16 protein-coding genes and 2 pseudogenes are annotated in these 25,121 nt (G+C 74.8%); 8 read left to right on the top strand and 10 right to left on the bottom strand.

The features are described 5' to 3' along the window. Positions 1–173: 173 nt before the first annotated feature. The 4 genes from O7606_RS24795 to O7606_RS24780 are packed head-to-tail and all read left to right on the top strand — an operon-like array spanning position 174 to position 3,332. Positions 174–1,235: an ABC transporter substrate-binding protein gene (locus tag O7606_RS24795; RefSeq protein WP_281596401.1), complete on the top strand. Its 1,062-nt coding sequence runs from the start codon at positions 174–176 to the stop codon at positions 1,233–1,235. Next, positions 1,232–2,011 (top strand): ABC transporter ATP-binding protein, encoded by a 780-nt coding sequence (locus O7606_RS24790; RefSeq protein ID WP_281596400.1) that lies wholly within the window; start codon positions 1,232–1,234, stop codon positions 2,009–2,011. Before O7606_RS24795 ends, O7606_RS24790 begins: the two co-directional genes overlap by 4 nt. Then, a complete protein-coding gene (locus tag O7606_RS24785) occupies positions 2,001–2,885 on the top strand; it encodes an ABC transporter permease (protein ID WP_281596399.1) in 885 nt (294 codons plus the stop codon). Before O7606_RS24790 ends, O7606_RS24785 begins: the two co-directional genes overlap by 11 nt. Positions 2,886–2,888: 3 nt before the next feature. Beyond that, a complete protein-coding gene (locus O7606_RS24780; RefSeq protein WP_281596398.1) occupies positions 2,889–3,332 on the top strand; it encodes an Rrf2 family transcriptional regulator in 444 nt (147 codons plus the stop codon). On the opposite strand, the gene O7606_RS24775 is transcribed toward O7606_RS24780, so the two are convergent. From O7606_RS24775 to O7606_RS24740, 8 genes and pseudogenes are all read right to left on the bottom strand, one after another. Next, the gene (locus tag O7606_RS24775; protein WP_281596397.1) at positions 3,325–3,519 is read right to left on the bottom strand and encodes a hypothetical protein; all 195 of its coding nucleotides are present in this window, start codon (positions 3,517–3,519) and stop codon (positions 3,325–3,327) included. The two genes, O7606_RS24780 and O7606_RS24775, sit on opposite strands and share 8 nt — an antisense overlap. Positions 3,520–3,993: 474 nt before the next feature. Further along, positions 3,994–4,176: pseudogene (locus tag O7606_RS24770) on the bottom strand (DUF664 domain-containing protein); the annotation flags it as partial. Positions 4,177–4,960: 784 nt separating this feature from the next. Continuing rightward, positions 4,961–6,367, bottom strand: a complete 1,407-nt coding sequence (locus O7606_RS24765; protein WP_281596396.1) for a DEAD/DEAH box helicase — start codon at positions 6,365–6,367, stop codon at positions 4,961–4,963. Between the two features lie 208 nt (positions 6,368–6,575). Further along, complete coding sequence (locus tag O7606_RS24760; protein ID WP_067374184.1) at positions 6,576–6,779, bottom strand: cold-shock protein; 204 nt, start codon at positions 6,777–6,779, stop codon at positions 6,576–6,578. A 229-nt stretch (positions 6,780–7,008) separates the two neighbouring features. Next, positions 7,009–10,479 (bottom strand): UvrD-helicase domain-containing protein, encoded by a 3,471-nt coding sequence (locus O7606_RS24755; RefSeq protein ID WP_281596395.1) that lies wholly within the window; start codon positions 10,477–10,479, stop codon positions 7,009–7,011. After that, on the bottom strand, positions 10,476–14,033 hold the full coding sequence (locus O7606_RS24750; RefSeq protein WP_281596394.1) for an ATP-dependent DNA helicase: 3,558 nt from the start codon (positions 14,031–14,033) through the stop codon (positions 10,476–10,478). The genes O7606_RS24755 and O7606_RS24750 overlap by 4 nt, the downstream gene beginning before the upstream one ends. A 136-nt stretch (positions 14,034–14,169) precedes the next feature. Beyond that, complete coding sequence (locus O7606_RS24745; RefSeq protein WP_281596393.1) at positions 14,170–14,730, bottom strand: TIGR00730 family Rossman fold protein; 561 nt, start codon at positions 14,728–14,730, stop codon at positions 14,170–14,172. A 103-nt stretch (positions 14,731–14,833) separates the two neighbouring features. Then, positions 14,834–15,664 (bottom strand): annotated as a pseudogene (locus tag O7606_RS24740) (TIGR00730 family Rossman fold protein); the annotation flags it as partial. Positions 15,665–15,887: 223 nt separating this feature from the next. Between O7606_RS24740 and O7606_RS24735 the strand changes: the two are divergent. Further along, positions 15,888–16,052: a hypothetical protein gene (locus tag O7606_RS24735; RefSeq protein WP_281596392.1), complete on the top strand. Its 165-nt coding sequence runs from the start codon at positions 15,888–15,890 to the stop codon at positions 16,050–16,052. Between the two features lie 54 nt (positions 16,053–16,106). Here O7606_RS24735 and dapE read toward each other — a convergent pair whose 3' ends face one another. Continuing rightward, positions 16,107–17,180 (bottom strand): succinyl-diaminopimelate desuccinylase, encoded by a 1,074-nt coding sequence (gene dapE / locus O7606_RS24730; protein ID WP_281596391.1) that lies wholly within the window; start codon positions 17,178–17,180, stop codon positions 16,107–16,109. 79 nt (positions 17,181–17,259) lie between these two features. On the opposite strand from dapE, the gene dapD reads away from it, so the two are divergent. Beyond that, complete coding sequence (dapD, locus tag O7606_RS24725; RefSeq protein ID WP_281596390.1) at positions 17,260–18,219, top strand: 2,3,4,5-tetrahydropyridine-2,6-dicarboxylate N-succinyltransferase; 960 nt, start codon at positions 17,260–17,262, stop codon at positions 18,217–18,219. Between the two features lie 58 nt (positions 18,220–18,277). Here dapD and O7606_RS24720 read toward each other — a convergent pair whose 3' ends face one another. Continuing rightward, positions 18,278–21,619, bottom strand: a complete 3,342-nt coding sequence (locus O7606_RS24720) for a S8 family serine peptidase (RefSeq protein ID WP_281596389.1) — start codon at positions 21,617–21,619, stop codon at positions 18,278–18,280. 165 nt (positions 21,620–21,784) lie between these two features. Between O7606_RS24720 and O7606_RS24715 the strand changes: the two genes are divergently transcribed. Together O7606_RS24715 and O7606_RS24710 are read left to right on the top strand one after the other, a co-directional pair. Beyond that, positions 21,785–22,342 (top strand): sugar O-acetyltransferase, encoded by a 558-nt coding sequence (locus O7606_RS24715; protein WP_281596388.1) that lies wholly within the window; start codon positions 21,785–21,787, stop codon positions 22,340–22,342. 105 nt (positions 22,343–22,447) lie between these two features. Beyond that, on the top strand, positions 22,448–25,111 hold the full coding sequence (locus tag O7606_RS24710) for a hypothetical protein (RefSeq protein WP_281596387.1): 2,664 nt from the start codon (positions 22,448–22,450) through the stop codon (positions 25,109–25,111). Positions 25,112–25,121 lie beyond the last annotated feature (10 nt).

The raw sequence follows: 25,121 nt of genomic DNA, 5'->3' as shown, positions 1-25,121 counted from the left end.
CTCCAGGTGCGCCCGACCGGAGACGCCGTCCGGTTAACCTACCAAAGAGATAGGAAAACCGGGATAGCCCCGATGTCGTTTTCCCGCGATCCGGTCGGCGCTTGACGCCACCCGCCCCCTGGTCCACTCTTCCTACCTACCAAGTAGGAATACTGCAGATTGGAATCAGCGGGATGAGACGGCACCCCCATCGTCGGACGTGGTCCCTGGCGGCCGTGGCGCTGGTCGGGCTGGCGGCCCTGACCGCCTGCGGCGGCGAGGACGACGCGGGCGCGGCCGGCGGCTCCTCCGGGTCGACGACCCTGCGCCTGGGCTACTTCCCCAACATCACCCACGCGCCGGCGGTCGTCGGCGTCGAGAAGGGCATCTTCGCCGAGAAGCTCGGCGCGGACGTCAAGCTGGAGCCCAAGACCTTCAACGCCGGCCCGGCCGCCATCGAGGCGATCTTCTCCGGCGCGCTGGACGCCACCTACATCGGCCCGAACCCGACGGTCAACGCCCACTCCAAGAGCAACGGCGAGGCGGTCCGGGTGATCTCCGGCGCGGCCTCCGGCGGGGTGGCGCTGGTCGTCAAGCCCGGGATCACCTCGGTCGAGCAGCTCAAGGGCAAGAAGATCGCCACCCCGCAGCTCGGCAACACCCAGGACGTCGCGCTGCGCTTCTGGCTCAAGGAGAAGGGCATCGAGACCACCAAGGAGGGCGGCGGCGACGTCAAGATCGTCCCGCAGGAGAACGCGCAGACCGTCGAGACCTTCGGCAGCGGCGCGATCGACGGGGCCTGGGTGCCCGAGCCGTTCGTCTCCCGACTGGTCAACGCCGGCGGCAAGGTGCTCGTCGACGAGCGGGACCTCTGGCCGGACCGCAAGTTCGTCATCACCAACCTCATCGTCAGCGCGAAGTTCCTCAAGGACCATCCGGACGTGGTGCAGAAGCTGGTCGAGGCCCAGGTGGCCGCGAACGAGTTCGTCAACACCAACCCCGACGAGGCGCAGCAGGCGATCTCCGACCACCTCGGCAAGATCACCGGCAAGCCGCTGGACCTCAAGCTGATCAAGCAGGCCTGGCCCACGTTGGAGTTCACCAACGACCCGATCCCCTCGTCGCTCAAGACGGGGCTGGACCACGCCGTCGCCGTCGGCCTCACCCAGCCGGTCGACCTCGACGGCCTGTACGACCTGAAGTACCTCAACGAGGTGCTCAAGGCCCAGGGCAAACCCGAGGTCGTCCAGCCGTGACGTCGACCACGACGACGCCGCGTAGCGCGACAGGTGCGATCGCGCTACGCGGCGTGACCAAGGTGTACGGACGCGGCGAGGGCGCCGTCCTCGCGCTGGACGGCGTCACCCTCGACGTGGCGCCGGGCGAGTTCGTCTGCCTCGTCGGCGCGTCCGGCTGCGGCAAGAGCACCCTGCTCAACCTGGTCGCCGGCCTGGACCGGGTCTCCAGCGGCGAGATCGACCTCGGGACCGGGGTCGACCCGGGGCTGATGTTCCAGGAGTCCGCCCTCTTCCCCTGGCTGACCGTGGCCGGCAACGTCGAGGTTCCGCTGAAACTGCGCGGCCTGTCCCGCGCCGCCCGCCGGGAACGGGTCGCCGAGCTGCTGGGCGCCGTCCGGCTGGCCGACTTCGACCGGAAACGTCCGCACGAGCTCTCCGGCGGCATGCGGCAGCGGGTCGCGCTGGCCCGTACCCTCGCCCTCGACACCCCGGTCCTGCTGATGGACGAGCCGTTCGGCGCGCTCGACGCGATGACCCGGGACCTCCTCCACGACGAGCTGGAACGGATCTGGTCCGAGCAGAAGCTGACCGTGCTGTTCGTGACGCACAACGTCCGCGAGGCGGCCCGGCTCGCCGACCGGATCATCCTGCTCTCCAGCCGGCCCGGCCGGATCATCTGGTCCACCCGGGTCGACGTGCCCCGCCCCCGACGCATCGACGCTCCCGAGGTCGCCTCGATCGCCGCCGAGGTCACCGACCGACTCCGTACGGAGGTGGGCCGCCATGGCCGGTGACACCCTCACCAGCGGGACGCGGACCGACGCCGAACTCTCCGGCCTGGACGCGCTGGAGATCGCCGGCCAGGAGAGACCGCCGTCGCGTGCCACCCGGCTCTGGTCGGCCACCTGGCCCAAGCTGGCCGCGTTCGGCCTCGCCCTGGCACTGTGGCAGGTCGTGGTCTGGACGGGCTGGAAACCGGAGTACTCGCTGCCCGGCCCGGTCGCCGTCGGCGAGGAGCTGTTCCGGCAGGCCGGCACCGCGCAGCTCTGGGACGGCATGGCGACCACCCTGCGCCGGGCCGCCGTCGGGTACGTCTTCTCCGTCGCGGTGGGTCTGCTGGTCGGTCTCGCGGTGGCCCGCTTCCGGGTGCTGCGCGCCGCGATCGGCTCGATGATCACGGCGTTGCAGACGATGCCGTCGATCGCCTGGTTCCCGCTGGCGATCCTGCTGTTCGAGCTGAGCGAACAGGCCATCTTCTTCGTGGTGGTGCTCGGCGCGGCGCCGTCCATCGCCAACGGGGTGATCGCCGGGGTCGACTACGTGCCGCCGTTGCTGCTGCGCGCCGGCCGCAACCTCGGCGCACGCGGACTGAACCTCTACCGGTACGTGATCGCGCCCGCCGCGCTGCCCGCCATCGTGGCCGGGCTCAAGCAGGGCTGGGCCTTCTCCTGGCGGAGCCTGATGGCCGGCGAGCTGATCGTGGTCGGCATCTCGCAGACCTCGCTGGGCGCGCAGCTCACCTACTCACGGGAGTTGTCCGACGCGCCCTGGCTGCTCGCCACCATGATCGTCATCCTGGTGGTCGGTCTGGTCGTCGACGCGGTGTTCGGCGCGGCCGACAAGGCGATCCGCCGCCGCTGGGGCGTTCTCGACCAGGGGAGCCTCTGACCCGTGCACGTCTCCGCCCGCGCCGACTACGCCCTCCGTGCCGTGCTGGCCATCGCCGACACCGCCTCCGGGGAGCCGGTCAAGGCCGCCGCCCTGGCGCAGGTCCAGCAGATCCCGCTCAGCGTCCTGCACGGGATCCTGCTCGACCTGCGCCGGGCCGACGTCCTGGTCAGTCACCGCGGCACGGAGGGCGGCTACACGCTGAGCCGCCCAGCCGACCAGATCACCGTCGGCGACGTGCTGCGCGCCGTCGGCGGAACCCTGACCAGCGTCCGTGGCCTGCCCGCCGACGCCGCCGGCTACCAGGGCGTCGCCACCGGCCTACGGGACGTCTGGTTCGCCGTACACGGTGCGATCACCCAGGTGGTCGACCAGACCAGCCTGGCCGACCTGCTCGCCCCCGACCGCCGGCCGAGCTCCCCCGGCCGCGAGACCCCGGTCAACTGACCGGGTTGGCGTCCGCGCCCGCCGGCCGGACCGGGCTGTGCAGCTCGACCACCACGGCCGGCGGGCGGCGGTCACCCGCGCCCGGGTGCCAGGGACCGAACGCCGCCAACAGCGCCAACAGCAGACCGGCCCCGGCCACCACGAGCACTACCAGCAGCTCCCGTACCGCCCCAGCATGGACCCCCATCGTCACCCCTCCTGACACGGGCCGATCCCCATCGCCCCGGATCACCAGGCGGGTCAGCCCCCACCGACCCGCGCCCCCCCTACGCTCGCCGCCAGCCCCCCGGCCGCGCGACGCCCACCATCGAACCGCGCTGATCCCCCACTCAGCGTCGACGTCCGACGACGACGGGAGGAAGGTACCGCCCCCGGCCGACATCGGCCCGCCGGCACGACGGCCGACGCCGAGCCGGGTCCGTGCGGCCCGGTCCCCGCTGACCGAACGGTCGAACGGAGCGGCACCAGATCACGGAAATAGCGCGGTCCGGACAACAGGACGCCACCAGTTCACCGAAATCGCGCCGCCCGGAACCCGGCGGGCGGCGGGCGGCGGGCGGCGGGCGGCGGGCGGCGGGCGGCGGGCGGCGGGCGGCGGGCGGCGGGCGGCGGGACAGTACCGTCGCCGACACTGTCGAGCTGCCCCGGATACGGGGCGGTCAGGTGGGCCTTTCACGACGCCGAAGTAGAGGATCTCCATGGCCGCCGAGTGCTTCACCAGACCGAGCAGGTTGGTCGCGGTCCGGGTCAACGGCCGTCGGACGTCGTACTCGCTGAGCCCGTCGAGCTTCCACAGCAGGGCGTCGCGGCCGCCCTGCAGGTAACTGTGCAGATCTGCCTTCATACCGCACGATGGCATCCGGTCGATGTCGACGCCGCCCCGAATGATCCACCGACGCCACTGTCCGCAGGGCCACCGCCCCGCATGCCGCCCCGGCTGCCCGAACTGCCGACCGGTCGGCTGACGGCCGCCTGCCGGGCCCACCGGCCGGGACACCGGCCGGAGCGACGTACGCCGGAGGCGGTCGGTCGGATCCTCCGGAGCGGGCCGACCGCCTGACCGGACGCGGAGATCGCGGAGGTGCTGGGGAGTCACCGGGTTGGGCGCCCGGAGCGGGGGCTGCCGGCCAGGCCGACCGACTGACCGAGCCGACCGACTGACGGCCGAGCCGACCGACCGAGCCGACTGACTGACCGGCTGGCTGATTGACCGGCTGCCCCATATTCGGGGCAGCTCGACAGCGTGCAGAACCCTTACCCCGGGGTGGACGAACACGCCCGGGACGACGAAACCCGGCCCGGGTGGACGAAACCCGGCCCGGGTGGACGAAACCCGGCCCGGGTGGACGAAACCCGGCCCGGGTGGACGAAACCCGGCCCGGGTGGACGAAACCCGGCCCGGGTGGACGGAACCCGGCCCGGGTGGACGGAGCCTGGTCCCGGGCGTTGCACACGGGTCCACGCCCGAACGAGCAGGGTGTGCCGGAGCCGCACACGCGCCGCGACCCGACCACCGACCCGGGAACGCGTCGTGACGCAAGGCCGGAAGCGGGAGGACAGCGTGACGTCGACCCGGAGCCGGCCTGTCTCGTGCGTCGCGACCACCCGGCGGGAGGCCGGAGGAGCGGTCAGGGGGTGCGGGGGCGGCGCGGGCGGCGGGAGCGGGCCGAGGAGCGGTGCGGGGCCCGGTCGGCGCCGGCCGCCGTCCCGAACACGCCGCCGGTGGCACCGCCGGTGGCGGCAGTCGCGGCGGCGGCAGTCGCGGCGGCAGTGGCGGCAGTGGCCCTGCCTCGGCCACCCGCGCGTCGGGCCGGCGACTTGGCGGGGGCGGACGCCGGGGGCGGGGCGATGGTGACCGGCACGCCGGACGGCTCGCGGGCGCCGGTCGCCCGGACCAGGGCCTCGTCACCGGGGCGCACCTGCGCCGAGTGCGGCCGGATGCCGGCCACGCTCATCAGTTTGGCCACGTCCCGCCGCTGCTCCGGCAGGACCAGGGTGACCACGGTGCCGGACTCCCCCGCGCGGGCCGTCCGGCCACCCCGGTGCAGGTAGTCCTTCGCCTCGGTCGGCGGGTCCGCGTTCACCACCAGGTCCAGGCCGTCGACGTGGATGCCCCGCGCCGCCACGTCCGTGGCGACCAGGGTGGTCACCAGTCCGGTGCGGAACTGCTCCAGGATCCGGGTCCGCTGGGGCTGCGACTTGCCGCCGTGCAGGGCCGCCGCGCGTACCCCCTTGGCGAGCAGTTGCCGGGCGAGCCGGTCGGCGCGGTGCTTCGTACCGGTGAACAGGATGGTGCGGCCCTCGCGGGCCGCGATCTGGGCGAGCGCGGCGGGCTTGTCGGCCGCGTCGACGTGCAGCACGTGGTGGGTCATCGCGGTGACCGTGGCGGTGCCCGGGTCGACCGAGTGGGAGACCGGGTCGGTCAGGAAGCGGCGGACCAGCCGGTCCACGCCGCCGTCCAGGGTGGCCGAGAAGAGCATCCGCTGCCCGTTCGGGGCGACCTGCTCCAGCAACTTGGTGACCTGCGGCAGGAAACCCATGTCGGCCATCTGGTCGGCCTCGTCCAGCACGGTGGCCGTGACCTGGTCCAGCCGGGCGTCGCCCCGGTCGATCAGGTCGTGCAGCCGGCCCGGGGTGGCCACCAGCACCTCGGCCCCGGCGCGCAGGGCCTCCGCCTGGCGTTGCAGGGACAGGCCGCCGACCACTGTCGCGCAGCGCAGGCCGAGCGCCCGGGCGTACGGGGTGAGCGCGGCGGTGACCTGCTGGGCCAGTTCCCGGGTGGGCACCAGCACCAGGGCCAGCGGACGCCCCGCGCGGGCCCGACGGCCGGCGGTGCGGTGCAGCAGGGGCAGGCCGAAGGCGAGCGTCTTGCCGGAGCCGGTGCGGCCCCGGCCGAGCACGTCCCGACCGGCGAGCGAGTCGGGCAGGGTCGCCGCCTGGATCGGGAACGGTTGGGCGATGCCCTGCGTGGTCAACTCGGCGACGAGTTCGGGCCGCAGCCCGAACTCGGTGAACGACGGAACGACTGTGGTCATGGTGCGGCCTTCCTCGACGCGGCACGTGTCGAGGAGGAGCGCCGACGCGCGGCGCTTCACCGGCCCACGCCTGTCGAGACAGGAACGTGGCGGTGGTCACAAGCACGAACCGAAGGGGGTACGCGGCCGGCCCGCGCGGATGCGCTGCGGACCGGCCGCGTCACCGCGCCCGAAGGGCGTGGCGGGTGGTACGGGATCCCGGGCGGGATCAGAGCGGACGGATGTTCTCCGCCTGCGGGCCCTTCTGACCCTGGGTCACCTCGAACTCGACCCGCTGGTTCTCGTCCAGGCTCCGGTAGCCGGAGGTCTGGATCGCCGAGAAGTGGGCGAAGACGTCAGCGCCGCCGCCGTCCGGGGTGATGAAGCCGAAGCCCTTGTCAGCGTTGAACCACTTGACGGTGCCAATTGCCATCTGTTTCGTCTCCTTGACGGAACTTCGCGCCCGCACCCGTTGCGGACGGCGATGAGGAGCGCGCCACGTACGCGGCACACCTGTCGCTGCTGGTCGCCCCGCCCGGAGAACTCCGGACACAACAAAGCGCGCCTGGGGTCACAATCCACCAGGCGCACACAGAGTCTCTGGTAACCATAAACTGCAACAACGGTGTCAAGCTATCACGGATCCCGGCCGCCCACATCCGCTACACCGGATTCGTCGGCTCCGGGTCCACCGGCTCGGTGGCGGCGGTCACCAGGGCGGCCAGCCCCTCGGCGTCCAGCAGGTCCGCCGGCCGGACGGTCACGTCGTCCCGGACGTAGTGGAACGCCGCCCCGACGTGCTCGACCGGCACGCCCGCCAGCTCCGCCCAGGCCAGCCGGTAGACGGCCAACTGCACCGCCGCCGCGTCGGCCTCCGGCCCGGTCGGCTGGCGCCCGGTCTTCCAGTCGACCACGTCGTACCGGCCGCCGGGGCGGGCGAAGACCGCGTCCATCCGGCCCCGCACCACCACCCCGGCGACCACTGTGGCGAACGGCACCTCGACCTCCACCGGCACCCGGTCGGCCCACTCGCCGGCCAGGAACCGCTCCTGGAGGGCGGTCAGCTCGGTGTCCGGGGCGGCGTCGGCGTCGGCCGCCCCGGGCAGCTCGTCCACGTCGAGCAGCCGGTCGGCCCCGAACCGCTGCTCCAGCCAGGTGTGGAAGGCGGTGCCCCGGCGGGCGTACGGGCTGGGCGGGGCCGGCAGCGGACGGCGCAGCGTACGGGCGAGCTGCTCCGGGTCGCGGCGCAACGCCACGAGCTGGGAGACCGACAGGTGTTCGGGGAGGGTCACCTGCACCGTGCCGGCGTTGCGCAGGGCCTCGGCCCGCTCGGCGAGGAGCAGGTCGGTCTCCCGCCGCCACCTGACGATCTCCGGGTCGGTCTCCGCCGGGTCGTCGGCGGCGTCGGCCGGGAGGGCGGCGCCGCCGGCGGACGGCTCGGCGCCGGCGGCGGACGGCTCGGCTCCGCCGGGCGGCGGAACGGCGTCGCCGGGCGGCGGGTCGGCGAGCAGGAGCTGCCGGACCAGGGCCGCCGCCTCGGCCAGCACCGGCCGGCGGGCGCCCAGCGGGTCGGCCGGCCACTCGGCCCGCAGCACCACCTCCGTGGTCGGGTTGACCGCGTCCCCGGCCGGCTCCGGCGCCCACACGTCCACCACGTGCCCGTCCCCGCCGGCCAGGCAGACGTCGTGCATCTCCCGCAGGAACACCGACGGGCCCCGGGGACGTCTCGTCCCCTCCCCCCACCAGTGGCCGGAGCAGAGCAGCAGCCGCCGTGGCCGGGTCACCGCCACGTACGCCAGCCGGCGTTCCTCCCGTTCGTCGTGGGCCCGCCAGTCGGTGGCGAAGTCGGCCAGCGCCCGGGCCACCCCGCGCTGGTCCTCCGCGTCGGCCAGGGCCAGGGCGGGCAATCCGTCGGCGTCGCCGCGCAGCGGGAACGGCAGCACGCCCAGGCCGCCCAGGTAGTGGTCGGAGCTACGGACCTGTCCCGGCCAGCCGCCCCGGGTCAGCCCGGCGACCGCCACCACGTCCCACTCCAGCCCCTTGGCGGCGTGCGCGGTGAGGATCTGCACCGCGCCCTCCACCACCTCGACCTCACCCGGGGCCAGGCCGCGTTCCTCGTCCTCGGCGGCGGCCAGATAGGCCAGGAAACCGGCCAGGGTGGCCCCCGGGGTCTCCCCGCTGAACCGGGCCGCCACGTCACCCAGCGCGTCCAGGTGCCCCCGGGCCAGGCCGGCGTCGCCGGCGCCGTCCCGGCCGGCCCGGACGGCCACCTCCACGTCCAGGCCGGTGGTGCGCTCGACGTCCGCGATCAGCTCCGGCAGGGACTGCTCCAGCCGGTACCGGAGCAGGGCCAGCTCGTTCGCGTACGCCCGCAGCCGCGCGTACCCCTCCGCCGAGTACGCCTGGGCCGGGCCCAGGTCGGCCAACGCCTCGACCAGGGTGGCCTCGTCCAGCCCGTCGACCGCGTCCGGGGTGTCGGGTTCGGCGCCGGTCAGCTTCCGACGGGCGGCGGCGAGTTGGCGGGACCGCCGGTGCAGCGCGACCAGGTCACGCGGGCCGATCCGCCAGCGGGCCCCGGTGAGCAGCCGCAGCAGCGCCGCCCCGTCGGTCGGGTCGGCGAGCACCCGCAGCGTGCACACCACGTCCCGGACCTCGGGGGTGTCCAGCAGACCGCCCAGGCCCACCACGTCGACCGGCAGCCCGCGGGCCCGCAACGCCGACTCGATCGCCGGGATCTGGCTGCGTACCCGGACCAGCACGGCGGTGGTCGGTCGCCGCGCCGCCGGAATGTGCTCGGGCAACGCGCCGGGCGTCCGGGCCGCCCCGCGCCAGGCGGCCAGCACGCTGTCGGCGATCCACTCCGCCTCGTCGACGTACGTCGGCAGCAGCGCGCAGTGCACGGTGCCGGCGGCCGTGCCGCCGGGCGTGCGGTGCGGGATCGGCTCGGCGACGCTCAGCGCGGCGCGCAGCTCCGGCACCCGTGCCCCGGCGGCCCGCAGCGGGGCGGCCAGCGCGTTCGCCACGCCGAGGATCTCGGGGCGGTTGCGCCAGCTCGTGGTGAGCCCGAGCGTCCGGGCCGGCGTGCCGTCGGCCCGGCGGAACTCGCCCGGGAAGCGGGTCAACGTGCCGGCGCTGGCCCCGCGCCAGCCGTAGACCGACTGGCAGGGGTCGCCGACGGCGGTCACCGGGTGGCCGTCGCCGAACAGCGACCGCAGCAGCACCACCTGCGCGTGGCTGGTGTCCTGGTACTCGTCGAGCAGCACCACCCGGAACCGGTCCCGTTCGATCCGGCCGACCTCGGGGTGGTCGCGGGCCACCCGGGCGGCCCGGGCCAACTGGTCGGCGAAGTCCATCGCCTCGAAGTCCGCCTTGCGTTGGGCGTACGCCCGGACGAGCGGCAGCAGGGCCAGCCGGGTCTGCTGCACGGTCAGCGCCTTCCGCACGTCCGCGTACACCTTGCCGGGGAGGGCCTGCGCCGCGGCGAAGAACCGGCCGGTCCAGGCGGCCAGGTCGTCCGGGCCGACCAGGTGCTCGTCCAGCTCGGCGGCGAGCGCCAGCACCGCGTCGGTGACCGTGCCCGGCGTGCGCTGCAACTCGGACAGGTCGCCGTCGTGGTTGCGGACCAGCAGGTCCACCACCTGCCAGCGGGACGCCTCGGTGAGCAGCCGGGTGGCGGGCTCGTAGCCGGCGCGCAGCCCGTGCTCGGCGACCACCCGGGCCGCGTACGAGTGGTAGGTGGCTACGGTCGGCTCACCGGACAGCGGATCGTCGGCCGGATCACGGCCGGGTCGACCGAGCCGGCGGACCAGCACGTCGAGCCGGGCCCGTACCCGGTGGGCCAGCTCGCCGGCGGCCTTGCGGGTGAAGGTCAGCCCGAGGATCTGCTCGGGTCGGACGTGGTCGTTGGCGACCAGCCAGACCACCCGGGCGGCCATCGTCTCGGTCTTGCCGGAGCCCGCTCCCGCCACCACCAGCAGCGGCTCGACCGGCGCGGCGATGATCGCCGCCTGTTCCCGGGTGGGCGCGGGCCGCCCGAGCAGCTTCGCCAGCTCCACCGGGGTGTAGCGGGGGCCGGCGTCGGCCAGCCGGGGGGCCGGCGCGGCGGGGCCGCCGAACAACGCGGGCTGGGTCACTGTTCCTCCGGCGGCCGGGGGGTCGGCGGTTCGACGACCTGCCGCCCCTTGCCGGACACCGGACAACTCGTCTGGACCGGGCAGACCCGGCACCGCGAGTTGGCCACGGCGGCGAAGGTGGCGGCGGCCATCGTATCGGCGGTACGTCGGACCAGCGCGGTCGCCCACCCGGCCGCCGGCCCCTCGCCCACCGGCGGCTGGGTCTGCTCCCGGGCCTCCTTCGCGGTGGTGCCGAGCTGCACCAGGGCGGCCCCGCCGGAGGCGTCGCCGTGCTCGCCGAACGCCCCCGCCTCGACGGCCGCCTGGTACGCGCCCAACTGCGGATGCTCGGCCAGCTCCCGGCCGACCGCGGTGGACCGGCCGGTCTTCAGGTCGACCACCACCAGCCGGCCGTCCGCGTCGACCTCCAGCCGGTCCACCCGGCCGACCAGGTCGACGGGACGGTCCGGGTCGTCCAGCCGGACGGCGAACTCGTGCTCGATGGCGAGCAGTCGACGCGGGTTGCCGGCCAACCAGCGCAGCAGCTTGTCCACCATCGCCTCGGCGCGGGCCTGCTCCGGCCCGGCCATCCACCGGGCGGCCAACTCGATCGCGTCGAACCGCGCGTTGACGTACTCCAGCAGCTTCGACCGGTCGGCGCTGGCGTCCTCGGCGAGCATCGCGGCGGCGTGCACCAGGTTGCCGACGCCCTGGGCGGCGCTGGCCGGCGCGCTGCCGCCGTGCCGTTCCAGCAGCCAGCGCAGGCTGCACCGCAGGGCGCTGTCCATCGCCGACGGGGTCACCCGGACCGGTTCGCCGTCGTCGACGAGCGGCCGGTCGTCGGAGAGGCCGCGCAGCCCCCACCAGTCGTCGGGGTGCGCGCCGGGCACCCCGGCGGCGGCCAGCCGGGCCAGCTCGGCCGCCGCCGCGCGCCGCCGGGCGGTCGGGACCGCCGGGTCGGCCACCGCGGTACGCAGCTCCGCCACCAGGGCCGGCAACGTCAACGCCCGGGGCGGACGCCCCACCGGCAGCTCCGCCATCCGCCCCCCGCCCGACGTCCCCTCTCCGCCCGACGGCCCGCCCGCGGGCTGGGTACGACCACCACCGCCCGGACCGCCGTCACCCGACGTGGGGCCGCCGTCCGGGGCGCCGCCGTCCGGGGCGCCGCCGTCCCCCCTCGGCGGCTCGGTGGGGGCGAGCTCGTGCAGGAAGCGGCTGGGCTGCTCCTCGTGGTCGTCGCCGCCCACCGACGCCGAGGCGACCGCGCTGACCAGCAGTCGGCGTCGGGCCCGGGTGACCGCCACGTAGCAGAGCCGGCGCTCCTCGTCGAGCAGCGCCGACGTCTGCCCGACCAGGGCGGCGGTGACCCCGGCGCCGTCGCCCCGGCCGGCCAGCACGTCCACCAGCCGTTCGGAGCCGAGCAGGCTGCCCCGCAGCCGCAGGTCCGGCCAGACGCCCTCCTGCACCCCGACGACCGCCACCACGTCCCATTCGAGCCCCTTGGCGGCGTGCGCGGTGAGCAGCCGGACCGCCTCACCCCGGTCGGCGCTGGGCGCGATCGTGTCGGCCGGCAGGTCCTGCCCGAGGACGTGGTCGAGGAAGACCTCGGTACGCGCGCCCGGCAGGCGGTCCACGAACCGGGCCGCGGCGTCGAAGAGCACCAGCACCGCGTCCAGGTCACGGTCGGCGGCGTCCACCCGCCACCGGCGCGCACGCTCCCCCTCGCCGACGTCGGCCCGCCCCCGCACCGCCTCCGACCAGCGCTCGGCCAGCCCGCTGGCCTGCCACACCGCCCACAGCACGTCCTCGGCCGTGGCCGCCGGCCGGGCGGCCGACTCCCGGGCGGTGGCGAGCAGACCGGCCACCGTCCGGGCCGGCTCGGCCCAGCGCCGGTCGATCCCGGCCAGGACGGCCGGGTCCCGTAACGCGTCCACCAGCAGCTCGCCGGAGGGGCGTCGGTCCCCGGCGGTCAGGGCGAGCGCCCGCAGCCCCTGGCGCAGCCGCCGCTCGGCCAGCGGATCGGCCCCGCCCAACGGGGAGTGCAGCAACGCGACCGCGGCCTCCTCGTCCAGCCGGGCCGGTTCGAGCGCGCAACGCAGCAGGAGCAGCAGCGGGGCGACCGCCGGTTGCAGGTGCAGCGGCAGGTCCTCGCCGTGCACCACGGTCGGCACCCCGGCCGTGTGCAGCGCCCGGCGCAGGGTGGGCAGTTGCCGGGTGGTGGACCGGACCAGCACCGCCATCCGCGACCAGGGCACCCCGTCGAGCAGGTGCGCCTGGCGCAGCGTGTGCGCCAGGTACGCGGACTCGCTGGTCGCCGAACGGAACACGCGCACCTCGACGGCGCCGGGCGGGGCGTCCGGCAGCGGCTCCAGCCGGCGGTGGGTCACCGGCCCGCGCAGCCGTCGACCGAGCCGGCCGGCCGCGGCCAGCAACTCCGCCCCGGCCCGGTACGACGTGGTCAGCACCACCTGCGCCGCCGGCGCCCCGGAGGCGGTCCGGAACCGGTGCGGGAAGGTCGTCACGCCGGCCGGGTCCGTGCCCCGGAAGGCGTACGTGGAGGAGTCGGGGTCGGCGAACGCGACCAGGGACCTGCCGCCACCGGCCAGCACGGTCAGCAGTTCGAGCTGGGCCGGGTCGGTGTCGGCCAGCTCGTCGACGTAGACGTGGGCGAGTCGACGGCGTTCCGCGGCGAGCAGCTCCGGGTCGTCCAGCAGCAGCCCGGTGGCGGCCCGGACCAGCTCGGCGGGGTCGTACGCGACCGAGCCCCGGTTGCTGACGTCCCGCAGCGCGAGCACCTGGACGTACTCGCGGAGGAAACGCGCGGCGGCCGACCAGTCGGCGCGGCCCAGCCGCTCGCCGAGCCGGGTCAGCTCCACCGGCCCCACCCCGCGCTCGGCGGCCCGCATCAGCAGGTCGCGGAGCTGCCCGGCGAAGGCGCGGGTGCGCAGCGCCGGCCACAGCTCCTCCGGCCAGCCGACCGGGTCGGTCTCGGGGCCGTCGGCCACCACGTCCAGCAGCTCACGGATGATCAGATCCTGCTCCGGGCCGGTGAGCAGGCGGGGGCTGGGCTCGCCCCGTTCGGCGGCGGCGCGGCGGAGCAGACCGAAGGCGTACGCGGGGAAGGTCCGCACCAGCGGCTCGCGGACCACGCGCCGACCGACGGCGATCCGCGCCTCGATCCGGTGCCGGAGCGCGGTGGCGGCCCGCCGACCGAACGTGAGCACCAGGACGTGCTCCGGATCGACGCCTTCGGCGACCCGGGCGGCGACCGCCTCGACGAGGGTGCTGGTCTTGCCGGTGCCGGGCCCGCCCAGGACCAGCATGGGCCCGTCGGTGTGCGCGATCACCTCCGCCTGCCGCGCGTCCGCGCCACCCGCCACCGCGCCGCCCACCGCCGGCCCACCGGCCCCCGCGCCGCCCACCGCCGGCCCACCGGCCCCCGCGCCGCCCACCGCCGGCCCACCGGCCGCCGGGCCGCCCACGGCCGCGCGCTCTCCCCCCACCGCCGACCCGGCGTCCGCCCCGTCCTCCGAGGTCAACCCACCGACCCGACGCACCAACCGGTACGCCCGCATCCCCCCATCACACCACGCCCCCCGGACACCCCACCCCCACCACCCACATCCACCCCACCCGCCCGCTCCCCGCCCCGCCGAGTCGATCAGAAGGTTCTGGCGCTCCAGGGTCGGAACGCCGGCCAGCAGCTCTTGATCAACTCTCCGTCGCGGGGGTGCGGGTGGGTTGGAGGAGGTCCAGGGCCTCGGGGAGGGTGGGGGCGATCTGGAGGAGGGCCTCGCCGGCGGGTTTGATGAACCGCTGGGCGGTCAGGGCGGTGAGCCAGTCCACCAGGGGACGGTAGAAACCGTCCACGTCCAGCAGCACCATGGGCTTGGCGTGCATCGCCAGGGTGGCGGTGGTCCAGACCTCGAACAGCTCGTCCAGGGTGCCGAGACCACCGGGCAGGGTGAGGAACGCGTCCGAACGGTCGATCATGATCGTCTTGCGGGCCGCCATGGAGTCGGTGACCAGCAACTCGTCCGAGGACAGGTCGGCGACCTCCAGGTCGACCAGGGCCTGCGGGATGACCCCGACGGTACGCCCACCGCCGGCCCGCGCGCCGTCCGCCAACGCGCCCATCATGCCGACGCAGCCGCCCCCGCTGACCAGCGTGTGCCCACGTCGGGCCAGCTCCAGACCGGTGTCGAAAGCGAGGTCGAGCCAGCGCCGGTCGAGGGTACGGGAGGACGCGCAGAACACTCCGATCGCCGCCATCCGGTCAGCCCTCCCCCTGCTCGACGCCACCCGGCGACCCGCCGGCCTGTTGCCCGCCACCCGGCGACCCGCCGGCCTGTTGCCCGCTGGCGTGCTGTTCGGCCTGCCGCGCGGCGGCCTGCTGGTCGGCGGCGGTCCGGGCGACCGCCTCCTCGCGTACCTCCTCCTGCCCGCCGGAGAGCTGCGCCTCGGCCTCGACGATGTGCCGGACGGCGGCGTCCACGTCGTCGGTGAGGCAGATCAGCTCCAGGTCCACCGGGCCGATCTTGCCCTCGGCGGCCATCGTGTCGCGCAGCCAGTCGAGCAGCCCGCGCCAGTAGTCGACGCCCATCAGCACGACCGGGAACCGGGTCACCTTGCCGGTCTGCACCAGGGTCAACGCCTCGAACAGCTCGTCCATCGTGCCGAACCCGCCGGGCAGCACCACGAACGCCTGGGCGTACTTGACGAACATCGTCTTACGGGCGAAGAAGTAGCGGAAGTCGATGGCCAGATCGACGAAGTCGTTGAGCCCCTGCTCGAACGGAAGCTCGATGCCCAGGCCGACGGAGAGCCCACCGGCCTCGCTGGCCCCACGGTTCGCCGCCTCCATCACCCCCGGCCCGCCCCCGGTGATCACCGCGTACCCGGCCCGGGCCAGGGCCGCCCCGAGCCGTTCGGCCAGCGCGCACTCGGGGCTGTCCGGTCGGCTGCGGGCCGAGCCGAAGACGCTCACCGCGGGCGGCAGGTCGGCGAGGGTGTCGAAGCCCTCCACGAACTCGGAGAGGATCCGCAGCGCCCGCCACGCGTCCTTGGTCTTCCAGTCCGCCCGGCCACGGGAGTCGAGCAGCCGCTCGTCGGCGGTGCTGCTCGGCAGCGCCTTGCGGCGCAGCGTGACCGCGCCCCGGTGCCGTTCCTGTCCCGGGCCGTTGCCGCGTCCGTCGCTCTGACTCATGTCAGCCACCGTAGTGGAGGGTCGCACCGCAGGTCGGGAGGGTCGTGCGAGGTCCGCCGTCCCGGTGCCGGCGCGGCTGACGTCCCGGCGCCGGGACGGCTGGGCACGCCCGGCCGACCGGAGTCGGGATCTGCTGATCGCGAAAGGCAACTGAAACGGTCGCACGCACGTCCTACTATTCACACACGGGGACACCCCGGCGCGCCTTCGGGGGAGGAGCAGCGTGATCAGTAACAACGAGAGGATCCGGATCCGGCGGCAGATGCAGCGGCGGATCCAGGACGTGGTGGCCGAGCGCCGCCGTGCCCGCCTGATGAAGCCGACCGAGCCGGCCGCGGAGGCCGAGACGCGGCCCGAGGTCGAGGCGGCCGTGCTGAGCAACGGCTGACCGGGCCGTCCCGGGGTGACCAGGAGCCGTCCTGGTCACCCCGGGCCCGGTCGGTCAGGTGGCGGCCAGCCAGCGGTGCAGGGTCGCCGCCCCGTCGCGGATCTTGCCGATCTCGACGTGCTCGTCCTTGTGGTGCGCCAGGTTCGGGTCACCGGGGCCGAAGTTCAGCGCCGGGATCCCCAACGCCGCGAAGCGGGCCACGTCCGTCCAGCCCAGCTTGCCGATCGGCGCGGCGCCGACCGCCGCCAGGAACTCCTGCGCGGCCGGCGAGCCCAGGCCGGGCGCCGCCCCGGCCGCCACGTCGATCACCTGCACCGCGAAGCCGTCGAAGACCTCCCGCAGGTGCGCCTCGGCCGCCGCCGGGTCACGGTCCGGGGCGAACCGGTAGTTGACCTCGATCTCACAGCGGTCCGGGACGACGTTCCCGGCCACCCCACCGTGGATCCGGACCGCGTTCATCCCCTCCCGGTAGGCACAGCCGTCGATGGTGACCCGCCGGGCCTCGTAGCCGGCCAGCCGGCGCAGCACCTCGCCCGCGCCGTGGATGGCGTTCACCCCGTGCCAGGACCGGGCCGAGTGGGCCCGCTCGCCGACCGTGGTGACGACCGCCCGCATGGTGCCCTGGCAGCCGGCCTCCACGATGCCGTACGTCGGTTCCAGCAGCACCGCGAAGTCCGCCTGGAGCCACTGCGGGTACGCCGCGGCCACCAGGTTCAGGCCGTTGTGCTTCTGCTCGATCTCCTCGCCCTCGTAGAAGAAGTACGTGACGTCGTACCGGGGGTCGGGCAGGGTGACCGCCAGGTGCAGCGCGTACGCCACGCCGGACTTCATGTCGGAGGTGCCGCAGCCGTACATCAGGTCGCCGCGCATGCTGGACGGGAAGTTGTCGTTGAGCGGGACGGTGTCCAGGTGCCCGGCGAGCACCACCCGCTGCGCGCGCCCGAGGTCCGTCCGGGCCATCACCGTGTTGCCGTACCGGTGGGTGCTCAGGTGGGGCACCGTCCGGAGCACCTGCTCGACGCAGTCGGCGATCGCCTTCTCGTTCAGGGAGACGGATTCTATGTCTACCAGGGCGCGGGTCAACGCCACCGGATCGGCGAGGACCTCGGGGGTCAGCGGGTTCTCCATGATTCGCACGGTACCGTCAGGCCGTGGGGGGCCGGGAGTGAGCGGTTCGGTCCCGTGATCGTGAACGAAGGGTGAAACCGTGACGTCCGCACAGTCTGCCTGGGGCATCGGGTTGGCCACCGTGACCGCTGGTGACCAGGTGCTCGACACCTGGTACCCGACCGGGAAACTCGGCCTCGGCGAGCTGCCCCTGGTCCCCGGCGAGGAACACGCGGACGTGCTGGACCTGCCGCCCGGCGCGATCGGTGATCGCGCCCTGCCCGGTCTGCGTACGGTCGAGGTGGTCACCGTGATCGGCTCGCTGGACGACCCGATCAAGGACACCGCCGACGCGTACCTGCGACTGCATCTGCTCTCCCACCGCCTGGCGCGGCCCAACGAGCTGAACCTCGACGGCGTCTTCGGCAAGCTGCCGAACGTGGCCTGGACGTCCGCCGGACCGTGCCCGCCGGAGCGGGTGGACGAGCTGCGGGTGATCGAGCGGGCCGCCGGCCGCCACCTCGCCGTGTACGGGGTGGACAAGTTCCCCCGGATGACCGACTACGTCATGCCGTCCGGGGTGCGGATCGCCGACGCCGACCGGGTGCGGCTGGGCGCGCACCTCGCCGCCGGCACCACCGTCATGCACGAGGGGTTCGTGAACTACAACGCCGGCACGCTCGGCGCCTCGATGGTCGAGGGGCGGATCTCGCAGGGCGTGGTGGTCGGGGACGGCGCGGACGTCGGCGGCGGCGCGTCGATCATGGGCACCCTCTCCGGCGGCGGCACCGAGAGGATCAGCATCGGCGAGCGCAGCCTGATCGGGGCGAACGCCGGCGTGGGCATCTCGCTCGGTGACGACTGCCTGGTCGAGGCCGGCTGCTACGTCACCGCCGCGTCGAAGATCACCCTGCCGGACGGGCGGACGGTCAAGGCCCGCGAGCTGTCCGGGGTCGCCGGGCTGCTGTTCTGGCGCAACTCGGTCACCGGCGCGCTGGAGGCCCGCCCGCGCGCCGGTCAGGGCATCACCCTGAACGCCGCCCTGCACGCCAACGACTGACCTCGGCCGGGGCTGGGGAGGGTCCGCTCCGGGGACCGGAGCGGACCCTCCCGCACGCTCACTTCAGGCGGTACGCCTGGGTGACCTGGTGGCCTGCGGCGCCACCGTCGCCGGTGGTGACGGCGGCCCGCAGCGACACCCAGCCCGGCTTCGCCGGGTGCCGTACCGTCGCCACCCAGCCGTCGCCCTGCTGCCGCAGGTTCGCCGGCTGCCAGCTCTTCCCGCCGTCGTACGACACGTCGACGGTGAGCGCGGTGACCGGGGCGGCCGGGGTGTCGGCCTGCCGCTGCACGGTCACCGGAATCGTGAAGGCCCGCCCGGCCGGCGCCGCGCCGGAGGAGTCCAGCCGGGGCGTGAACCGGACCGCCGACAACGGATGCCCGACCAGCTCGTCCCCGTCGGCGTACGCCGAGCGGAACGTCCAGCTACCGGTCACCACGGTGCTCAGGTCGGTGAAGTCCCGCTCGGTGGTCAGCTCCACCCGGTAGTCGGCGGGCTCCGGGCCGACGGCGAACTCCCCGTACCCGGCGTAGGGGCTCTCCCCGACCAGGTCGTCGCCCCGGTAGAGCCGGGTGCGTTCGGCGCTGGCGGCGGAGTACCCGTAGTGGCCCCGGGCGTCGCTGTGCGTCGGGATGTCCACCACGATGAAGTCCTGGAAGCGGACCACGCCCAGGGCCGGCCGGCCCATCGTCGGCCCGAAGGGCGGCGCGTTCCACTCGTCCCGGTAGACCCGACCGGCCTGGTAGGCGGTGTCCGGGGACAACAGGCTCGTCTGGATCTCCAGCCAGCCGTCGGCGTCGCGTTCCCCGGTCTCCAGGATCGACCACCACTTGAGGCCGGGCGCGGTGTTGACGTACTCGACCCGACCGCCGGGCAGACTGGTGGGCACGCCGATCGCCGAGGCCGACCAGATGTTCTCCGGCGCGGGGAAGACCGCCCGGTCGGCCTCCGTGCCGGTCCCGGCGTGGAACCGCTGGTGGACGGCGGCCAGGTCGCGTCGACGGTAGTCCTTGACGAACCCGTTCGGCAGCGCGCCACCGAAGGTCTCGGCCGTCGCGTACAGGTACGGACTGATTTCCGCCTCGCCGTGCGCCCACTGCCCGGAGAGCGTGGCGGCGAACCTGTCCGCCGAGGTCTTCCGACCGATCGGGCCGGTGCGGACGCCGGTGAAGTCAGCACCCCCGAAGCCGAATCCGTAGCCCACGTCCGTTCCGTTGAACTGGACGGACACGTCGGCCATCGCGGGCACGGCGGACGGCTCGGGCACGGTCATCCGGACCGGCCCGCTCCGCCGGGCGTCGGCGGTGACCCGCTGGTCCCGGTCGACCACCAGCTCCGGCTGGGCGAGCAGGGTGAACCCGTCCCCGTCCGGGGGCAGGCTCGCGCTGACCAGCCCGTAACGTCCCTTGGGCAGCCGCACGGTGGCCAGCCCGTCGGCGCCGTAGACGCCGCGCGCCAGAAAACCGTCCAGGCCGTACAGGTCGGTGAAGTGGTCGTCGGTGCGGGCCCCGGCCAGGTCGAGGGTCTCGACGGTCAGGTCGTAGCTCTCCACCTCCCGGTCGATCGCCAACGGGGTCACCGTCGTCGACGTGCCGGCGCGGGCCACCAGCCGTCCGGTGTAGTGGCCGTCCGGCCCGGCCACCCGGGTGTCGGCGGTCACCGTCACCTCCGCCCGGCCACCGGCCGGCACGGTGACCTGGCCGGCGGCGAGCCGGAACACGCCGGCCGGCGCGGGTCGGCCGTCGGGGCCGGTGACCTCCAGGGTCAGCGTCAGCGTCACCGGGGCGTCGTCCGCGTTCCGGTACGCGACCCGCCGGTCCACCGGGGTGTCGTCGTCGTGCGGCCACCGCGCCGTGCCGAACGAGACGCTGGGCGGGTCGCTGGTGACCTGCTGGCCGACCGCCGCGGCCGAGTCGACCCGGCCGGCGCCCTGCTGGTAGGCGGTCTGCTCGGGGTGCGGCCGGGCCGAGGCCATCAGCAGCGCCTTGAGCTGCCCGGCGTTGGCGTCCGGGTGCTGCTGGGCCAGCAGGGCCACCGCGCCGGCCACGTGCGGGGTGGCCATCGAGGTGCCGGAGAGGCTCACGTACCGCTCCCCGACCGGTTGGCCGATCCGCCCCTCGGCGGCCCGGGCCGCCACGATGCCGACGCCGGGCGCGGTGATGTCGGGCTTGATCCCGCCGTCGTACGGGCGGGGGCCCCGGCTGGAGAAGTCGGCCAGGGTGTCGTCCCGGTCGACCGCGCCGACGGTCAACGCGGCGTCCGCGCTGCCCGGGGAGCCGACCGAGGCGTCGGACCCGTCGTTGCCGGCGGCCACCACGAACAGCGCGCCGGTCTGCGCGGTCAGGTTCTCGATCGCCTCCTCCAGCGGGTCGACCGCCGGCCCGTCGGGCCCGCCGAGGCTGACGTTCACCACCGTCGCGTCCAGGTCGACGGCGGCCCACTGCATGCCGGCCAGGATCGCCGAGTCGGTGCACCAGTCGCTCTCGCAGACCTTGCCGGAGAACAGGGTCACGTCCGGCGCGACCCCGGCGTAGCGGCCGTCGGCGCCGGCCCCGCTGCCGCCGATGGTGGACGCCACGTGGGTGCCGTGACCGACCGTGTCGTCCGGGTCGGTGGCGTCGCTGAAGTTGCGGCTCTGCGCGACCCGTCCGGCCAGGTCCGGGTGGGTGGTGTCCACGCCGGTGTCGAGCACCGCCACCCGGACGCCCCGGCCGGTCCAGCCGGCCCGGTGCGCCTCCGGCGCGCCGATCTGCGCCACGCTGCGGTCCAACGTCACCCGACGCCGGCCGTCCAACCAGATCCGCTCGACACCCTCCGCAGTGCCGACGCGCGTGGTGGACGTACCGGTGGTGAGCGTCGTCCAGACCGCCCCGGCCCGGTCCTTGGCAGCGGTGACGGCCGCGCCGCCGATCGCGGGCAGCTCCCGGGTGACCCGGGTGCCCGCGGCGGCGGGGCCGGACCGTTTCGCTCCGCCCCGGTAGCGCAGCAGCAACGGCAGGGTGTCCCGCCGCGCGTCGTCGTACCCGGCGGCGACCAGCCCGGCGACGTCGAACAGCCGCTGGTCGACCTGGCCGCTGCGGATCAGCGGCGCCGCGTCCCGGGGGATGACGGTGAGCTGACCGGCCGACCGCCGGGTCAGGAAGGTCATGCCGTCCCGGCCGGGGCCGGGGCGGACGGTGACGCCCTTGCCGGCCACCGTGACCCGGTCGCCGGTGAGCAGCGTGACGGTCACCGGCCGGCCACCGCCCGGGGTGGACGTCGGCCCCGGACCGATGGCGGGCGTCGTGGTCGGGCCGGGGCCGATGGCGGTCGCGGGTGACGTGCCCGGTAGCGCTGCGGGCCCGCCCAGCAGCAGGCCCAACGCGAGCCCGACGCCGATGGATCTCCGTGTTCCTGACACAGGACCTCCTCGCAGGAGAACAGTCGCACCGATGTGATCACATCGATGGATCGCCTCCACGCTTCCACATCGGACTTGCGGAAAAAGTCAGGAACACGACCGGAAAAATCGGAAACGCCCGCAACCTTTCTGGTCTGCCGATCGTCGCTCCGGCATGCTCGACCGGTGACGTCGATGAGAGAGCGCATGCTCGCCGGAGAGCTGTACCTGGCCGAGGACCCGGAGATCCTGGCCGAGCTGGACCGGGCCGCCGTGCTGATGGAACGGTTCAACGGCAGCCGCGCGGACGACCCCGAAGGGCGGCTGGCCGCCCTGCGCGACCTGCTCGGCGAGGTCGGCGAGGGCGCCTGGGTCCGGCCACCGTTCCACTGCGACTACGGCAGCCGGATCACCCTCGGCCCGCGGGCCTTCGTCAACTTCAACGCGGTCTTCCTGGACGTCGCGCCGATCACCGTCGGCGCGGACACGCAGTTCGGGCCGAACGTCCAACTGCTCACCCCCACCCACCCGGTCGAGCCGGAGCCGCGCCGCGCCAAGTGGGAGGCCGCCGCCCCGATCACCATCGGCGACAACGTCTGGTTCGGCGGTGGCGCGATCGTGCTCGCCGGGGTCACCGTCGGCGACAACACGGTGGTGGGCGCGGGCGCGGTGGTCACCCGCGACCTACCGGCCAACGTGGTGGCGGTCGGTAACCCCGCGCGACCGATCCGCTCCCTCGCCTGATCCCAAAATTTCTTCGCTGAGCTGCGAAAACCCGTCGAAAAAGACTGGCCGACACCCACACCAGGAGAGCACTCTGGGTAGTGATACGGTCACCGGGAGGCAGCGATGGCTGGTCGGGTGCTCGAACTGCGGGTACACGGCGTGTCGAACACGCCGCCGGGCCAACTGCTGGGCATGCAGCCGGAACCAGGCGAACCGGCCGCCCAGCCGTGGCTCGTCGCCGGTGACGAGGTCACCGGCTTCTACCGGGAACCGACGCCGCCCCACCCCGATCGACCGCCGGCCGACAACGGACCCACCGACAACGGGCCGACCGACAGCGAACCCACCGGCAGCGGACCGACCGACAGCGGACCGACCGACAGCGGACCGACCGCCGGTGCGCCGACCGGCGGCGAGCCGGTCGTCGTCGAGGCGTACAGCTGGGGACAGCTCACCTCCGGCGCGCGGACCGCGCGGGACGTCGAACGGGCCCTGTGGACGCTGCTGCTGCCGTTCACCCTCGCCAACGTCGCCCTGCACGCCCGGCCGGACATCCCGGCCGACCCGGACCGGGAACGCTGGGCCAGCCGCTCCGGCATCGCCGCCTGGCTGATCCGGCTGTTCTGCCTGAGCCTGACCGGCACGCTGGTCCTCGCCGCCACCGGCATCGGCGTCGACCTGGTCGGCTGGCAGTGCGTGGACCCCGACTGCCTGCGCCGGGTGCCCGGCCCGTGGGAGTTCCTCGGACACGGCTGGTGGGGCGAGGACGCGCACGCCCTCGCCGTCGGGCTGCTGCTGCCGCTCGGGCTGATCGCGCTGGTCGGCCTGCTGAGCTGGCGCACCTACCAGTACGAGGCGGAGATGCCGGCCGGACCGAGCGGGCCACCCGTCGGGGTGCCGTTGGCCAACCCGTTGCAGGACCCCACCTTCTGGTGCGGCGAGGGCCAGTTGCGGCGGGCCGCCGTCCTGCACCTGTGCTGCGGGACGGTGGTCGCGGCGGCGGTCCCGCTCGGCGCGGTGCTCGCCATGGACCCGCCGCGGGGCGCCCGCGCCGCGCTCGCCTGGTCCACCGTGGCGCTGCTGGCGCTGCCGGTGGCGGTGGCCGTGGTGGCGCTCGGGCGACCGTACCTGACCCGGCGCGCCGGGCACACCCCGCTCGGCCCGTACAGCTTCCTGGTCGTGGTCAGCACCCTGGCCGGACTGGCCGGCGCCGTCGTGCTCCTGCTGCTGCCCGACGGGCCGGCCGGGGTGCCCCTGGCCGACCTGCGCCCGCCCGTCGGGTGCGCGGTCCGCCCGGCGACGCCGGGCTGCGGCGTCGACCGCTCCCTGCCCGGGTACGACTGGATCATCGCCTGGTGGGCGGTGGGGCAGCTCCTGCTGCTGACCGCGATCGGCGGGGTGTCCCGCTCCGGGCGGCGGGCGTTGGCCGCCCCGGTCGCGGCGGGGCTCGCCCTGGCCACCGGGGTGGCCTGGGTCACCGGCTGGCTGCCGCCCGTCCTGCCCGACCCCCCGGACCGGCTGGACCGGTGGATGCTGGTGGCCCCGGCGCTCGGGCTGGCCGCCGTCGGGCTGGTGCTGCCCCGTCCGGCGCCCGACGTGCCGCCCCGGGACCGGCACGCCGCGCTGGCCTGGGGCGGCCGGGGGCCGGCCCTGATCGCGGGCGTCGGCTGGCTGCTCGGCATGGCCTACTCCGCCGGGGTGCTCTACTGGATCAGCAACCGGCTCAACTCCGGCGACCGGGTCACCGTGGTCCCGCCGGGGCCGGTGCGCTGGGCGGGGCTCGTCTTCGCCGTCGTGCTGCTGGTGGTCCTGGCCACCGCCGCCCGCGCCGGGGTGATCTTCGCCGGCCTGCGCCACCGGGAGTACGCGCGCCTGGTCACCCCCGGCCGTCGGCTCTCCGCCCACGACGTGCGCCGCTGCCGCGACGTCAGCGCCTTCCGGGCGCTGCACCGGCTCGTCGGCGAACACGCCGTCCGACTCGCCGGCCGGTGCGGCGCGGTCGTCGCCGTGCTCGCCGCGCTGGGCTGCGCCGCCGCGCTCTCCCAGGCCGTGCCGCAGCCCGCGCCGGGCAGCGGCTGGGGCGTGCTGGTCACCGGGGCCGCCGACAGCGGGGACGCCCTGCTCGGCTGGCTGCCCGTGCTGATCGCCGCGCTCGGCCTGCTGGTCTACCGCAACGACGCGGTACGCCGCTCGGTCGGCGTGCTGTGGGACATCGGCACGTTCTGGCCCCGGGCCGCCCATCCGCTCGCCCCGCCCAGCTACGCCGAACGGGCCGTGCCCCAGTTGCAGACCCGCACCGCCGGGCTGCTCGCCCTGCCCGAGGACGACCCGCGCCGGGTCACCGGGATCATCCTCTCCGGGCACAGCCAGGGCACGGTCATCTGCGCGGCGATGATCTTCCAGCTTCCGGCCCGCTGGCGGCGACGGGTCTGGTTCTTCTCGTACGGCTGTCAGCTCGCCAGACTGTACGGGCGGGTGTTCCCCGCGTACTTCGGGCCCGAGCGGTTGCCGGCGCTGGCCGACGCGCTCACCGACCGCTCCGGCCGCGCCTGCTGGACGAACTTCTGGCGCGACACCGACCCGCTGGGCTGGCCGGTCAGCGCCGCCCGACGGGAACTGGCCGTCCAGGACCCGGAGGGCCTGCACCCCACCGGCGGAGAGATCACCGACCCGCCGATCCGCAACCACGGCGGGTACCCGGAGTCCCCCGAGTTCCGGGCCGAACGGGACCGGGTGGCCGGTCTGCTGCGGCAGGGCGTCCGCCTCCCCCGCCAGGGGGTCGGCTGAGAACGGTCAG

Source organism: Micromonospora sp. WMMD882, assembly GCF_027497255.1.
Classification (GTDB): Bacteria; Actinomycetota; Actinomycetes; order Mycobacteriales; family Micromonosporaceae; genus Micromonospora.
The sequence above is the reverse complement of the archived record's forward strand: the minus strand, read 5'-3'. Positions and strand labels throughout refer to the sequence as shown.

Excerpts from the sequence above, each read along its gene's own strand:
- O7606_RS24785 (WP_281596399.1), top strand. The coding sequence starts at position 2,001 with ATGGCCGGTGACACCCTCACCAGCGGGACGCGGACCGACGCCGAACTC.
- O7606_RS24775 (WP_281596397.1), bottom strand. The coding sequence starts at position 3,519 with ATGGGGGTCCATGCTGGGGCGGTACGGGAGCTGCTGGTAGTGCTCGTG.
- O7606_RS24750 (WP_281596394.1), bottom strand. The coding sequence starts at position 14,033 with ATGCGGGCGTACCGGTTGGTGCGTCGGGTCGGTGGGTTGACCTCGGAG.
- O7606_RS24765 (WP_281596396.1), bottom strand. The coding sequence starts at position 6,367 with ATGACCACAGTCGTTCCGTCGTTCACCGAGTTCGGGCTGCGGCCCGAA.
- O7606_RS24710 (WP_281596387.1), top strand. The coding sequence starts at position 22,448 with ATGGCTGGTCGGGTGCTCGAACTGCGGGTACACGGCGTGTCGAACACG.
- O7606_RS24745 (WP_281596393.1), bottom strand. The coding sequence starts at position 14,730 with ATGGCGGCGATCGGAGTGTTCTGCGCGTCCTCCCGTACCCTCGACCGG.
- O7606_RS24760 (WP_067374184.1), bottom strand. The coding sequence starts at position 6,779 with ATGGCAATTGGCACCGTCAAGTGGTTCAACGCTGACAAGGGCTTCGGC.
- O7606_RS24795 (WP_281596401.1), top strand. The coding sequence starts at position 174 with ATGAGACGGCACCCCCATCGTCGGACGTGGTCCCTGGCGGCCGTGGCG.
- dapE (WP_281596391.1), bottom strand. The coding sequence starts at position 17,180 with ATGGAGAACCCGCTGACCCCCGAGGTCCTCGCCGATCCGGTGGCGTTG.